A 13,811-nucleotide genomic window follows, 5' to 3' on the forward strand; every position below is an offset into this window, starting at 1 on the left:
TCGCTTCCACCCGCGCCCTGAGCGCCACGGCGAAGCCATGCACAAGGACAAGACCATGAAACTGCTCAACACCGCCCGCGCCGAAGACTTCCACGCCGCCGGCGTCACCGAAGCCCGCACCTTTGGCTTCGAGATGAACGCGATCGCCTTCCACGCCGTGATCGACGGCATCTATTCGGACAAGATCCTGGCGCCGGTGCGCGAATATGCGACCAACGCCTACGACGCCCACATCGCCGCGGGAAAGGCTGACCAGCCGTTCCTCCTCATGGCGCCCTCGACCCTCAGCCCGTACTTCATGGTCCGTGACTTCGGCCCGGGCATGACCCACGAAGAGGTGACGCAGCGCGCCACCACGCTGTTTGGCTCGGACAAGCGCGACAGCAACACCCAGGTCGGAATGCTCGGCCTCGGCATGAAGTCGGCCTTCGCCTACACCAAGCAGTACACCATCACCTGCTTCGACGGCACGACGAAGCGCGAGTATGTCTGCTTCCTGGACGGCAGCGGCATGCCGACCGTGAGCCTGGCGGCCGAGGATGAGAGCCAGGAGCGCACCGGCGTCATGATCAAGTTCCCGGTGCAGCAGCTCGACATCGAGCGGTTCCGCACCGCGATAGAGAAGGTGATGATCGGCTTCGACCCGATGCCGACTGTGCTCAATGATCAGTGGACGCCGTCCGGCGTCACCACGCTGATGGAGGGCAGCAACTATCGCATCGTCAAGTCCAACCATGTATCGAGCCCCCGCATCCGTCAGGGGTGTGTGCTCTACCCCCTCGACATAACCCAGTTGGTCCATGTCGACGACGACAACGAGCTCCGGATCCCGATCATCATCGACGTGCCGATCGGCACGGCCAGTGTGTCGACCTCGCGAGAGCAACTCGGCTACGACGAGCCCACCAAGGACAACCTGCGCCTCATCTGGCAGCAGGTGCGCCAGGACATCCGCAACGAGCTCCAGGCCACCCTCGACGCGCCGGACACTTTCCTGGACGCCTGCATCGTCTACGGCGAGCTGGCCACTCGTCTCGGCAAGACCATGCTCAAGCAGCCGAAGTGGCGTGGCAAGGCCGAACTCCGCACCAGCTTCTCCTATCTCGGCGCTGGGCGAGCTGCCGTGCTGCTCAATTGGGACGACCTCCGGTTCTCGCCGCCACGTCAGCCTACTGGTCGTTCTCGCTACTACCAGACGGCGCCGTCGCTCACCCCGCAAGAACTGAAGGGATACACGGTCGTTTGGGAGGCGCCGGACTGCCGCTTCTCCAAGGACCGGATGCGGATGTTCCGCGACCAGAACGAGGAAGCCGACATCCTGTGGGTGAAGGCCGACACGTTGGCCAAGGTCACCGAGTATTACGGTGTCGAGGCGGTCGTCGACCTCCGCACCATCGAGCGCCTCAAGCTCGTCCGCACCAGCCGCCCCCGGGTCGGTCTGAGCAAGCAGGACATCCGCACCTTCGATCGCTACCGGAGCATCATCCAGGAGCCGGAGAAGGCCGTCTATGTCTACTCCGAGGGCGCCAATTATGAGGTCTTCGGCCAGATCCTCGATATGGAACAGGTGCAGGACCGCTACATCAGGAGGCTCCGGAACATCGACGCCATCAAGCATGACCAGTCTGTCATCGTCCTGATGAAGAACCAGCGCAACCTGCCGAAGGACCGCCCTGGCTGGATCCACCTCGACCAGCTCCTCAAGGACACCGTCGCCGGCTTCAACGCCAAGGCTCACGCCGTCAAGAGCGACGTGACCAGCTTCCGAAACGACCGCCTGGTCAACATTCTGGGCCGCAAGCTGGATCAGCTGCCGAAGCGACTGCGAGACCTTCTCCAGAAGGCCATCAACATGTCCTCGAACACCTATGAGGACCTGTTGCTCTCCCAGTTGTGGGTCGAGGTGACCGGCAAGAGCCTGCCGAGCGTCACGACAGACTTCCACGCGAGGTTCGCCAAGCTGGTGGCCGGCTACCCGCTGCTCAACGTGCTCGCCAACAATGACGAGCACCTGACCCACTATCTCAAACTCATCGCGAGGTAATCCACCATGGTCCCGCACGTCGTTTCCGGGAATACGATCTCCGCCTTCGTCGGCGGAGATCTCAAGTGCATCGACAGCAGCCACCCAAACTTCGAGCTGATCAAACAGCGGCTCGTGGAGGGTGGCGAAGTCGGCGAAGAGGACTTCGATATGGCCGCGGCGCTCCGCAAGTACCTTCTCTATGAGGACGCCCTGGTTCGGGTCGGCTACGACGGCCTGACCTACGACGGCAAGGCGCTCCATAACCACCTCACCATGCGGATCATCGATCTCCTGAAGAGGCAACAGCCGGCCACGCCGTGGATCAACTTCCTGAAGCGGCTGCAGCTCAACCCGGACCACGAGATCCGCGAACACCTGTTCGAATGGCTCGAGCATGGCAACATGCCGATCACCCCGGACGGCTTCTTCCTGGCCTACAAGAAAGTGAACAAGGACTATCTGTCGTTCCACGACGGGAGGACCTTGAACACCGTTGGATCGACAATCTTCCTTCCCAGGAACCAGTGCGATCTCGATCGGTTCCGCACCTGCTCGGCGGGCCTGCATTTCTGCTCCTGGGACTACCTACCCCTCTATGCGGGGCACGCAGGACATGTGCTGATCCTCAAGATCAGCCCCGCCGACGTTGTGGCCTTCCCGCCCGACGACCAGGCCAAGGGCAGAGCCTGTCGCTACACCATCGTCGATGAGGTGCCAGAAGAGAAAGCCAAGCATGCTTTCCCGGAGCCGGTCTACTCGACCTTCTACGATGACGAGGAGGACGACGACGGTCTGCCCGATTGGAGCAACATCGAACCCAGCAGCCCTGGCATCTTCGGCCGCCTGAAGGCCTGGACTAAGCGGCTGCTGAACTAGCCAACACCAACCACCAACCAGCGTGAACAAAAGGGCGTCCCTCGGGGCGCCCTTTTTCTTTTGCGAGGAAAAGATGCACTACCACACGACCCCGATCTCTCGGAACGTGAAGACCGGGCCGATGCCGGTGATGACCAGTTCGCGTGAAACCTGTCCAGACAGTTGCCCGTTAAAGCAGGGCGGCTGCTATGCCATGACCGGGCCGTTGAAGCTGCACTGGGACCAGGTTACCTCCGGCGCGCGAGGCTCCGATTTGGACGAGGCTCTGAAGCCGATCCGCAAGCTTAATCGCGGCGCAATCTGGCGATATGGTCAGGCTGGGGACTTGCCAGGGGAGCGCGACAATATTGACCGTGAAGGTATTTTAAAGATAGCTAAAGCAAGCAAGGGGAAGCGCGCCATAATCTTTACACACAAGCCACCGAGCCTTGAAAATCTCGCAATTATCAGGGAAGCGGCGGCAGAAGGCTTAAACATCAACATGTCGGCCGACAGTATAGACAAGGCCGACGAGCTAGCCGATCTGGAACTCCCAGTAGCGGTCGTGTTGCATTCGGAATACGGAAGGAAAAAGGACGAAAGTCTGAGTGATTACAGACGCAGGGTCAAACGACTAGCGAACTACACTCCAAAAGGTAGGAAAATCGCTGTCTGCCCTGCGACTTATACGGATGTAAGTTGTACACAGTGTGGCGTATGTGCTGATGGAGACAGAAAGGGAGTGATAGTAGGCTTCCCCGCCCACGGCACGAAAAAGAAACGGGTGGACGAAATTGCTGGACATGCCGGAGAACGAGAACCTGACAAACGCGGATAAGGAGACGATTTCTAATCTCCTACTTGAGCTCGCTACCGAGCTCGATCTTCATTATGATGATGAAGATATGTTTGCTTTGACGCCGTCCTTTAAAGTCATAAAGGACGGCGTCAAGTTATTAGAGAAGCTGGGGGAGCCCGTCCACCCCGACGTGGTTCGCATATTAGCGAGGTTTAATAGGTCGCATCAATAATTTGTTAATTTTTGTTACCGTTCGTGAATTTTCTCTTGAAATGCTGTCCCAATACGGTACAGAAGCCACCATCTATAAACATTCAGGGTTGGGCGGCGGTATCGTGCTTTGGGTTTCAACAAAGCGGCTGGCGGATAGGCTAGCCGTGTCTGATAGGACCATTCGCTACTGGGCCGCTCGCGGCATGATACCAGGGGCGGCGAGGATCGGCAGACAGTTCCGCTTCCGCTTGACAGAAGTCGACCATTGGCTGAACAACATGGATGTTTCTCACAAACAGAGGAAGGTCCAGGAATGGCCGACATTTACCTTAGAGAAGGATCAGCAATCTACCAAGCGCGCCTCCGCGTCGGGGGCGACACCGTCCGAAAATCAACTGGGCTTAAATGTCCAAAGGCTGCTCAGTCGGAGGCAGACCGTCTTGAACAAGAGCTGAACGACGCTCTTCTTCTCGACACCGACATCCGCATCATCAAGGCGACGGAGCTGCTCTTTGCGCACCCCCGGCGCCGGCCGTATTCGAAGAACACCAAGCGCCACTACACGACAAGTTTGACCAACGTCGTCGAGGTGCTGGGCGATGTCGCTCTGCGCGTACTAGATGAAGCGAAGGTGAAGACCTATATCAAGGAGAAGCTGAAGACTGGCAAGACGGTCCAGCTTCGGCGCGACCTCGCCTTCCTGAGCCTGCTGCTCACGTTTGCGAAAAGGAGACTGGACTGCGGTGTCACCTACAACGCCGTCAAGGAGGTTGACAAGGGCGACATTCCCGACGCCACGAGGCGGGAGGTCTATCTGCAGCGTCACCATTACGACAAGCTGCTGGCGGCCTGCAACAACCACGAACAGCGCCTGTTCATCACACTGGCCGTCTGGACCGGTATGAGGCACCAGGAAATCATGAAGCTTGAGTGGAGCGAGATAAACCCCAAGCTGACTGCCATACAACTGGACGGCGAGCGGGTGAAAAACAGCAGCCCCAGGCGAATACCGCTCCGTCAGGAGGTGCGCGACACACTCGCACACACACCGAAGGACCAGCGGAAGGGATACGTGTTCATTGGAGAAGAGGAGGGTAAACCACAGTACAGCTTTGCGAAGAGGTGGTTGGGCATCCGCAAGCGGGCGGGCATGCCGAAGCTTCACATTCATGATCTACGCCATACGTTTGCCAGCTGGCTGCTTCAGTCCGGCGTGGCAGACAAGACGACCCAGGACCTGATGGGGCATAAGACGGACTCAATGACCCGTCGCTATTCCCACAACAGCCTGAAGTCTCTGAAGCGGGCGATCGACCAGATGGAGGCCGACACACTTTGAAACACAGTGCCTGCTGATTTATTTTAGGTGATTGGAAATACAGCGGTTTTTCAAGGACTTAGTGGTGGGTGCGACAGGGATTGAACCTGTGACCCGCTGATTAAGAGTCAGCTGCTCTACCAACTGAGCTACGCACCCACTCGGCCGGCAAAAACCGGCGTTGGCGGGCATATAGCCGCCGATGCCGGTCCTGTCCAGCCCTGCCGGAATCATTTCCCGACAAATCGCCGAAGTGACGCAGATGGTCAGACGAACAGCTTGCCTTCCGCCACCTTGACCGCGTTGCCACCGATGCGCGCCGAGACCAGTTTTCCGCCCTGTACACTTAGTTCCAGGCGGATACGCGAGGGCCGCCCCATCTCCAGCCCCTGTTCGATCCACAGCTGCGAAACGCCATCCGTCGGAGCGTCGAAATGCATGACGGCGCCGGCGAAAGCCGCCGCCGCCGAGCCGGTCGCCGGGTCCTCGTAGGAAGGCGTGCCGGGCACGATCATGCGCACATGGAAGGCGCTCTCGTGGTTCACCGTCTCTCGGCAATAGACATAGGGACTGGCAAAGGCCCATTCGCTCTTGCGGGGCGCCAGTTCCGACCAGGCCTGGTTGTCGAGCCGGATCCGGCCGGCCGCCTCCAGATTGGCCACCGGTATGGTCACATAGGGCACGCCGGCTGACCAGAACGCGACGCGGTGATTCTCGAAACCGATCTCGTGCGGCGCCAGGCCAAGGGCGGCGCCGATCGCCACCGGGTCGGCTTCGAGCTTCAGCGGCTCCGGCAGCTTCGCCAGGTCGAATTCGGCGAAGGTGGCGCCATCGTGCTTGCTGACGGCACAGCGCACCGGGCCGATGTTTTCCTCCAGCACGAAAATGCTCGCAGCGCCGTCATTGTCGGCCATTTCAGCGAGCGCGATATCGGCCAGTTCGGCCAGCGCGATCGCCGAGCCCACGGTCGGGTGGCCGGCGAAAGGCATTTCATAATCGGGCGTGAAGATGCGGATACGGGCGCGGTGCTTGGGATTGTCCGGCGGCAGCACGAACACCGATTCCGACAGGTTGAACTCTCGTGCGATGGCCTGCATCGCAGCCGTGTCCAGTCCGCCGCTGTCCAACACCACCGCCAGCGGGTTGCCGGCCAGCCGATCGGTCGTAAACACATCGTAAAGCAAGTAATCGCGTCTCATGGAGGAAACCTTCCGCTTTGATCCGAATTTCTGCCTCAATCCCAACATGAGCGAAATTTAATTTGATATTCGAACCATTAGCACTGATCTGTGCACTCATAGGGACTTATTGCGCTTCAGGGGGTCCGGCGTGGACCAGATTGTCAATCTGCCAAAGACGGAATCGGATTCCGCCATCGAGACCGCGCTCGGGCTCGACCAGACGGGGCGGCGCAAGAATCGCCGCCGCGGCTGGCTCTATGCGCTGCTGGCGCTGATCGTCCTTGTCGCGGCTTTTGCCGGCTACCAGTGGTATGCCGGCTCGCCGGTCAAGATCGACTATACGACGGCGCCCGCCGCCAAGGCCGACCTCACTGTCGAGGTTTCGGCGACCGGCACCTTGCAGCCCCTCACCCAGGTCGACATTTCCAGCCAGCTCTCGGGCATCATCCGTTCAGTCTCGGTCAACGAGAACCAGCAGGTCAAGAAGGGCGATGTGCTGGCCGCGCTCGACACCGCCAAGCTGCAGGTGCAGATCGAACGCGCCGAGGCATCCGCCAAGGCGGCCGCCGCCAATGTCGCGGACGCCACCGTGACGCTGGCCGAGAATGAAAGCGCGCTCGTGCGCGCCGCCGCCCTCACCAAGCGCGGCATGGCCACCGACCAGTCGCTCGAAGCGGCGACCGCGACCCGCGACCGTTCGAAGGCAGCGCTCGATAGCGCCGAGGCCAATCTCGCCATCGCCAACGCCGACCTGAAATCGCAGCAGACCGACCTTGCCAACAGCACCATCTATGCGCCGATCGACGGCATCGTGCTGACGCGCTCTGTCGACCCCGGCCAGACGGTCGCCTCCTCCTTGCAGGCGCCGGTGCTGTTCATCATCGCCGCCGATCTCAGGAACATGGAACTGGTGGCGGCGGTCGACGAAGCCGATATTGGCGCGGTGAAGCCGGGCCAGCATGCCCGCTTCACCGTGGATGCCTTCCCGGAGCGGCCGTTCGACGCCGAGATCCGCGACATCTCCTACGCCTCGGTCACCACCGACGGCGTCGTCACCTACAATGCGCGGCTCGAGGTCGACAACAACGAGCTGTTGCTGCGCCCCGGCATGACGGCCACTGTTTCGGTCGTCACCCGGCAGGCCAAGGACGTGCTGACCGTCCCCTCCTCCGCCTTCCGCTATCGTCCTGCGCAGCAGGCCGCCCGCGGCTGGAGCCTGAGCGACCTGTTCACCGGCCGCATGGGACGTCCCGGCGGCAATCGCCAGCGCCAGGCGGCAGCGCCGCCGACCGACGGCTCACGCATGCTCTACGTGCTGGAGAAAGGCCGTCCGCATCCGGTCAACGTCAGGATCGGCTCGACCGACGGCGAGCTGACCGAGATCACCTCGGGCCTGTCAGAGGGGGCGCAGGTCATCACGGCCTCGCAGCAGCGGAGCTGACTTCGTGGCGATGGGCGCCCCCCTCATCACCTTCGACAAGGTCTGGAAGAGCTACGGCCATGGCGAAGCCAAGGTGCACGCGCTGGCCGGCGTCGACCTGGCGATCCGGCGCGGCGAATTCGTCGCCATCATGGGCCCGTCCGGCTCCGGCAAATCGACGGCGATGAACATCATCGGCTGCCTCGACACGCCGACCGCCGGCACCTATTCCTTCATGGGCGTCGATGCCGGCCGGCTCGACCGCAACCGCCGCGCCATGCTGCGCAACCTCTATGTCGGCTTCGTCTTCCAGGGCTATAATCTGCTGGCGCGCACCACGGCGGCGGAAAATGTCGAACTGCCGCTGATCTATCGCGGCGTGGCCAGCCGCGAGCGCCGCGATCTTGCCATGCAGGCGCTGGCGCAAGTCGGCCTTGTCGGTCGCGAGCATCACACTCCGGCCGAGCTTTCCGGCGGCCAGCAACAGCGCGTGGCGATCGCGCGCGCCATTGTCACGAGGCCGACGCTGCTCGTCGCCGACGAACCGACCGGCAATCTCGACACTGCCCGCACGCACGAGATCATGGAGTTGCTGACGCAACTGAACAAGGAGCTTGGCCTGACCATCACCATGGTAACCCACGAGGCCGACGTCGCCGAATATGCCGAGCGCACGGTGCGCTTCCTCGACGGCCATGTCGCCTCCGACACCATGACCGTCGAGGTGGCCTGACAATGCTCTGGGAAACCGTCCGCCTCTCCTTGCGCTCGATCCGCCGCAACATGCTGCGCTCGTTCCTGACCTTGCTCGGCATCGTCATCGGCGTCGCCGCGGTCATCGCCATGCTCACCATTGGCGCCGGCACCACCGCCAAGGTCAAGGACGACATCGCCAAGCTCGGCAGCAATCTTCTGGTTGTGCGCTCCGGCCGCCCGGCCGGTCCCGGCGGCCCGGGCGGGCTCGACCAGGTCGTCCGTCCGCTCACCGAAAAGGATCTTGCCGCGCTCATTGCCCATCTGACAGGCGCACGCGCCATTTCGCCGGCCTCGCAGAAGCAGGTCCGCGTCATCTTCGGTACCGAGAGCCTGACCTCCGGCGTCACCGGCACCGACAGTGCCTATCTCGATGCTCGCGACTGGAAACTGGTCTCAGGCCGTTCGTTCAGTGAGTCCGAGACCCGCTCGGGCACCGGCGTATGCCTGATCGGTGAGACGGTGCGCCAGCAGTTCTTCGGTGCCGGCGACCCGGAGGGCGAAATCATCCGCGTCAACCGCACCTCCTGCAAGATCATCGGCCTGCTCGAGCCGAAGGGCTATACCGGCTTCGGCCAGGACCAGGACAATGTCGTGTTGATGCCGCTGCATGCCTATCAGCGGCGCATTGCGGGCAACCGCAACATCGACAACATCTACGTCGCCGCCGACGACCGCACCCCGACCAGCGAGCTGCAGCCGCGCGTCGAGGATATTCTGCGCGACGCCAGACGCCTCACGCCCGACCGCGAAAGCGATTTCGCGATCCGCGACATGACCCAGATCGCCGATGCCATGGCCAGCGCCACCACCACCATGACCGGCATGCTGGGCGCGGTCGCCGGCGTCAGCCTGCTGGTCGGCGGCATCGGCATCATGAACATCATGCTGGTGTCGGTCACCGAGCGCACCCGCGAGATCGGCATCAGGCTCGCCATCGGCGCGCATGAAAAGCACATCCTCATCCAGTTCCTGGTCGAGGCGACGGTGCTGTCGCTGCTCGGCGGCATCATCGGCATCCTGATCGGGCTCTCGCTGGCCGGTCTCGCCTCGGCGACGCTGGCCATTCCCTTTGCGCCGAGCCCGGCAGTCATCCTGCTCGCCGTCGGCTTTTCCGCGCTGATCGGCATGGTCTTCGGCTTCTTCCCGGCGCTGCGCGGCGCCAGGCTCGACCCGATCGACGCGCTGCGGCATGAATAAGGCGATTGGAAAGCAAAGGCGCGGCTACGACGCTGTTTCCCAGGGATTGATCGTATTCAATCCGGCGGCCGCGAATGGGCCGGTGTCGCGGGTGGCGACCGTAAGACCGTTTGCTGCGGCCGTGGCCGCGATGTAGGCATCCGCATTGCCGATCGCCTTGCCTGAGGCTCTCGCCTTTACCATGAGGTCGGCATAGGCGCGCGACGCGTCGAGGTCGAAAGGCAGAATGCGGCCTGCAAACAGTGGCAACACATCCTGATCGAGACGATTGTCCGCGCACGCACCCGATGTTTGGGGTTGCAGGCAGCCACTCAGACCTTCGTATGCCGGCATTGGCGATCAGCACGGAAGGTAAGGTTTAGTCCGCGTTCGCAAAATGCCACTCGATCAGCGGCTTCATGTGCGGCATCAGCCCGTGCGGCAGGTCGGCGGCGTGGCGGATGATGACCGGACCGACGATCTCCGGTTCGGCCTCGGTTGCGACGAAGGCCGAGATGCGCCGCGCGATCTCCTCGGCGGGCTCGGGAACCCGGTATCGGCGGAAGATCACCGTGCCGCTTTCCGTCGACAGGGCATGGTAATGCAGGCCGCGTGCGGCGCCTGAAATGTCGAGGCCGGTTTCTTCCCGCACCTCGCGGATCATATTGAAATCGACATCGACGAGGCCATCGCGAAAATCGGCCGGTTCGAAGGAACCGGCGGCGAAATAGACGCGGCCGGCAGTAACGGTGTGGGCGGCCATGCGAATCGCCACCAGCGCATTGTCGCCGGCCACGAGCATGGCATGGGCATAGGCGTGCTCGGCGCCCGAATTCTCGCGCCGCTTCCGCCAGAGCATGAAGGTGGAGTAGTTGACCGCGTGGCACCGGCCGACGAGGCGATTGTCGCGCCAGGCAAGTCGCGAGAGCAGCACCACGGGACCGTCGAACAGCGCGGGGTTGGCCGCGATCTCGTGCTGCCAGTTCGCGGCGATCGCCTCGGCATTGTCCAGCGCGAAAGGATGCGGGCCGGGGTCGAGCCTGACATCGACGGCGTCGACCGGCAAAATGACATTGCGCGGCAGGTCGAAGCTCACGGTTCAGGCCATGTCCAGCGTGATCGCCACCGGACAATGGTCCGATGCCTTCGGCCGGTCCCAGCCGGCGCGCGGAAAGCGCTCCACTTCCTGGCCGGCAGGAAAGATCGTGCGCCAGGGCTGGCCGTTGCGGATGATGTCCGGGACGGCGGTGGCGTTCTTAGCCGCCAATCCCTTGGACAGCAGGATATAATCGAGCTGGCACAAATGCCGCTCTTGCGGCCCACGCGTGTGGTAGAAGGTCCAGCGGTTCATTTCCGGCCGCCTCTCGACCACGTTTTCGCAAAAACCGCCGGCCGTCAGCACGTTGATGCAGGACAGGTTCTCGTCGACCACCTCGAAACGATAGCCGTCGAATTCGTCGCCGGCGATCTTCACGCGCTGGCGGTAATCGTTCATGTCGCCGCAGATCGCCCAGCGCTTGTCGGCTGCATGATCCGCCCCGAAGCGCTCCTCGATGATCCGGCGCACCGCCTGCGCCTCCGCGATGCGGATCGGCATCGTCGCTTCACGCCCGTCGAGCCCGTTGCGGGGCGAGCCCATCGACTTGAAGTGCACGAGATAGAGCGTCAGCGGCGAGCCGCCCACGGTAATGTCCACTTCCAGGCAGTCGCGCCGGAAGATACGTTCATTGGGCTGGTTGCCGAGCGCCGCCAGCTCCGGCGTGTGCAGCCCGAACTGTTCATAGGTCACATAGGCGTGGCTGGTCATGCGCACGAATTCGATGGGCTGGCCCTGCGCGGTCTCGCTGCGCATCATCACGGCGACGTCGATGCCGCGCGAATCATTGCCGGCAGCGGTGTACTTGTGGCGGTAGCCCTGCCCCACCATCTTGAAAAGATAGCCATATTCGAACGCCTTGAGGGCTTCGATATTGTCGACCTCCTGCATGCAGATGATATCCGCGCGCGTGGCCGCTATGGCCAGCGCCGTCAGCTGCCGCATGTCGTCCGACTGCGCGATGGCGCGGGCCTGCTCCAGCATCTTGTACTCGGCCTCGCTCTGGATATCGAAGAGAGCCAGCGTCCGGTCCTCGTTGAGCTGGTTGCGGTATCCGGAGAAATCGAACCTGTTCATCAGGTTCTCGACATTGAAGGTTGCAAGACGCAGCGACATATCATGACCTTTGCCCGCAAGCGCGGCAGAAAACAAGGCCGGGCAACCACCAGCTGGAATCGATTGATCCTGGCGCGCCTCGCGCCATGGTTGAGGGAACCTTTCCGTTCATCCGCCGTTCAGACGCAAAGACCCACAGTGGGCCCATCCCAGGGTCGGCGTGGGGCCTGTTCTCTTGGAGAAGTGCAATGAACGCGCTCTTTTCTTCCACAGTCAAATCCGGGCTGATAGCGCTCGGTATCTTCTCCGGCATCACGGCACCATCCGCTGCCGGACCAATCTTTCAGCCGGAGCTGTCGATCCCAGCCAGCACCGCGGCGCCGACGGTCACGCCTGTGCGTGACAGCTGGGCCGGCGGCAACAACCGGAGCTTCAACAACGACTGGAGATGGCGCCGGTCGGGCGGGTGGAACCACGGCAATTGGAACCGCGGCGATTGGGGCGGCCGTCACTGGAGCGGTCGTCACTGGAACGGCGGCGATGATTGGCGTTGGCGCCGCCACCATTATCGCGGCCGCTACTATGATGACAGCGCCGGCGCCGCGATCCTGGGGCTTGGCTTGGGGCTCGGCCTCGGCAGCATGTACAACAACTACAATTACTACGATGCACCGCCGCGCCGCTACTATCGCGCCGGCCGGCTGTCGAGCGCCCATGTCCGGTGGTGCTACAACAGATACCGCTCGTATCGCGCTTACGACAACACCTTCCAGCCCTATAACGGCCCACGCCAGCAGTGCTACTCGCCCTATCGCTGAGCCAGGCCGCACAATCCTGCAATAAAAAACGGCGCCGCGCGGCGCCGTTTCTTTTGGAGCGTGGATCGCTCAGTTCTTCGCCTTGTCGACCAGCTTGTTCTTGGAGATCCACGGCATCATCGCGCGCAGCTTGGCGCCGACTTCCTCGATCTGATGGCTGTCGTTGTTGCGGCGGATGCCCTTGAAACGCGACAGGCCGGCACGGTATTCCTGCATCCACTCCGAGGTGAACTTGCCGGTCTGGATATCCTTCAGCACCCGCTTCATCTCGGCCTTTGTCTCTGCGGTGATGATGCGCGGCCCCGAGACATATTCGCCCCATTCGGCGGTGTTCGAGATCGAGTAATTCATGTTGGCGATGCCGCCTTCATAGATCAGGTCGACGATCAGCTTGACCTCGTGCAGGCACTCGAAATAGGCCATTTCGGGCGCATAGCCGGCTTCCACCAGCGTCTCGAACCCGGCGCGGATCAACTCCACCAGGCCGCCGCACAGCACGACCTGCTCGCCGAACAGATCGGTCTCGCATTCCTCGCGGAAATTGGTCTCGATGATACCCGAACGGCCGCCGCCGACGCCGCAGGCGTAGGAGAGCGCGAGGTCGAGTGCGTTGCCCGAAGCATCCTGGTTGACGGCGACCAGGCACGGCACGCCGCCGCCCTTCTGGTATTCGCCGCGCACCGTATGGCCGGGCCCCTTCGGCGCGATCATGACGACGTCGACCGTCGACTTCGGCTCGATCAGGCCGAAATGCACGTTGAGGCCATGCGCGAAGGCGATTGCCGCGCCGTCGCGGATGTTCGGCGCGATCTCGTTTTTGTAGATGTCGGCCTGCAATTCGTCGGGCGTCGCCATCATCATCAGGTCGGCCCATTTGGCGGCGTCGGCCACGCTCATCACCTTGAGCCCGTCGGCCTCGACCTTCTTGGCGGTCGCCGATCCGGCCTTGAGGCCGATGGCGATCTCCTTGGCGCCGGAATCCTTGAGGTTGAGCGCATGCGCCCGGCCCTGGCTGCCATAGCCGATGATGGCGACCTTCTTGCCCTTGATCAGGTTGAGATCGGCATCACGATCGTAATAGACGCGCATTTTTGTCT

The 13,811-nt window shown here is 62.2% G+C and carries 12 protein-coding genes, 1 tRNA gene and 1 pseudogene; 8 read left to right on the forward strand and 6 right to left on the reverse strand.

Going from position 1 to position 13,811, the window contains the following annotated elements:
- The first annotated feature begins 55 nt into the window (after window positions 1–55).
- The 4 genes from FJ426_RS18945 to FJ426_RS18965 all read left to right on the forward strand — a co-directional run bounded on the left by FJ426_RS18945 (window position 56) and on the right by FJ426_RS18965 (window position 5,232).
- Complete coding sequence (locus tag FJ426_RS18945; RefSeq protein WP_140579967.1) at window positions 56–2,044, forward strand: hypothetical protein; 1,989 nt, start codon at window positions 56–58, stop codon at window positions 2,042–2,044.
- Between the two features lie 6 nt (window positions 2,045–2,050).
- Window positions 2,051–2,902, forward strand: coding sequence for a hypothetical protein (locus tag FJ426_RS18950; RefSeq protein ID WP_140579968.1), 852 nt, complete (start codon window positions 2,051–2,053; stop codon window positions 2,900–2,902).
- Window positions 2,903–3,023: 121 nt separating this feature from the next.
- Window positions 3,024–3,719, forward strand: coding sequence for a hypothetical protein (locus FJ426_RS18955; RefSeq protein WP_181176976.1), 696 nt, complete (start codon window positions 3,024–3,026; stop codon window positions 3,717–3,719).
- Window positions 3,720–4,206: 487 nt separating this feature from the next.
- Window positions 4,207–5,232, forward strand: coding sequence for a site-specific integrase (locus tag FJ426_RS18965; protein ID WP_140579971.1), 1,026 nt, complete (start codon window positions 4,207–4,209; stop codon window positions 5,230–5,232).
- Between the two features lie 62 nt (window positions 5,233–5,294).
- On the opposite strand, the gene FJ426_RS18970 is transcribed toward FJ426_RS18965, so the two are convergent.
- Window positions 5,295–5,370: transfer RNA gene (locus FJ426_RS18970), tRNA-Lys, on the reverse strand.
- 107 nt (window positions 5,371–5,477) lie between these two features.
- On the reverse strand, window positions 5,478–6,410 hold the full coding sequence (locus tag FJ426_RS18975; RefSeq protein WP_140495414.1) for a PhzF family phenazine biosynthesis protein: 933 nt from the start codon (window positions 6,408–6,410) through the stop codon (window positions 5,478–5,480).
- A gap of 130 nt (window positions 6,411–6,540) precedes the next feature.
- Between FJ426_RS18975 and FJ426_RS18980 the strand changes: the two genes are divergently transcribed.
- From FJ426_RS18980 to FJ426_RS18990, 3 genes are read left to right on the forward strand one after another with little or no spacing between them, the layout of a single operon-like run.
- On the forward strand, window positions 6,541–7,833 hold the full coding sequence (locus FJ426_RS18980; RefSeq protein WP_140495412.1) for an efflux RND transporter periplasmic adaptor subunit: 1,293 nt from the start codon (window positions 6,541–6,543) through the stop codon (window positions 7,831–7,833).
- Window positions 7,834–7,837: 4 nt separating this feature from the next.
- Window positions 7,838–8,545 carry an ABC transporter ATP-binding protein gene (locus FJ426_RS18985; RefSeq protein ID WP_140516445.1) on the forward strand — a complete coding sequence of 236 codons (708 nt, stop codon included), beginning with the start codon at window positions 7,838–7,840 and terminating at the stop codon, window positions 8,543–8,545.
- A gap of 2 nt (window positions 8,546–8,547) precedes the next feature.
- Window positions 8,548–9,765 carry an ABC transporter permease gene (locus FJ426_RS18990; protein ID WP_140521160.1) on the forward strand — a complete coding sequence of 406 codons (1,218 nt, stop codon included), beginning with the start codon at window positions 8,548–8,550 and terminating at the stop codon, window positions 9,763–9,765.
- Window positions 9,766–9,789: 24 nt separating this feature from the next.
- Here FJ426_RS18990 and FJ426_RS18995 read toward each other — a convergent pair.
- The 3 genes and pseudogenes from FJ426_RS18995 to FJ426_RS19005 form a co-directional block, all read right to left on the reverse strand.
- Window positions 9,790–10,038, reverse strand: a pseudogene (locus FJ426_RS18995) (PIN domain-containing protein); the annotation flags it as partial.
- Between the two features lie 85 nt (window positions 10,039–10,123).
- Window positions 10,124–10,840 carry a hypothetical protein gene (locus FJ426_RS19000; RefSeq protein WP_140495404.1) on the reverse strand — a complete coding sequence of 239 codons (717 nt, stop codon included), beginning with the start codon at window positions 10,838–10,840 and terminating at the stop codon, window positions 10,124–10,126.
- A 3-nt stretch (window positions 10,841–10,843) separates the two neighbouring features.
- Window positions 10,844–11,956 carry an endonuclease/exonuclease/phosphatase family protein gene (locus FJ426_RS19005; RefSeq protein ID WP_140559569.1) on the reverse strand — a complete coding sequence of 371 codons (1,113 nt, stop codon included), beginning with the start codon at window positions 11,954–11,956 and terminating at the stop codon, window positions 10,844–10,846.
- Between the two features lie 188 nt (window positions 11,957–12,144).
- Here FJ426_RS19005 and FJ426_RS19010 point away from each other — a divergent pair, with 188 nt between their 5' ends.
- On the forward strand, window positions 12,145–12,714 hold the full coding sequence (locus tag FJ426_RS19010) for a BA14K family protein (protein WP_140825490.1): 570 nt from the start codon (window positions 12,145–12,147) through the stop codon (window positions 12,712–12,714).
- A gap of 69 nt (window positions 12,715–12,783) precedes the next feature.
- Here the strand turns inward: FJ426_RS19010 and ilvC are convergent, their stop codons facing one another.
- Window positions 12,784–13,803, reverse strand: coding sequence for a ketol-acid reductoisomerase (ilvC, locus tag FJ426_RS19015; protein WP_140495398.1), 1,020 nt, complete (start codon window positions 13,801–13,803; stop codon window positions 12,784–12,786).
- Between the last annotated feature and the right edge of the window lie 8 nt (window positions 13,804–13,811).

It is taken from the genome of Mesorhizobium sp. B2-6-4 (assembly GCF_006441495.1).
Classification (GTDB): Bacteria; Pseudomonadota; Alphaproteobacteria; order Rhizobiales; family Rhizobiaceae; genus Mesorhizobium.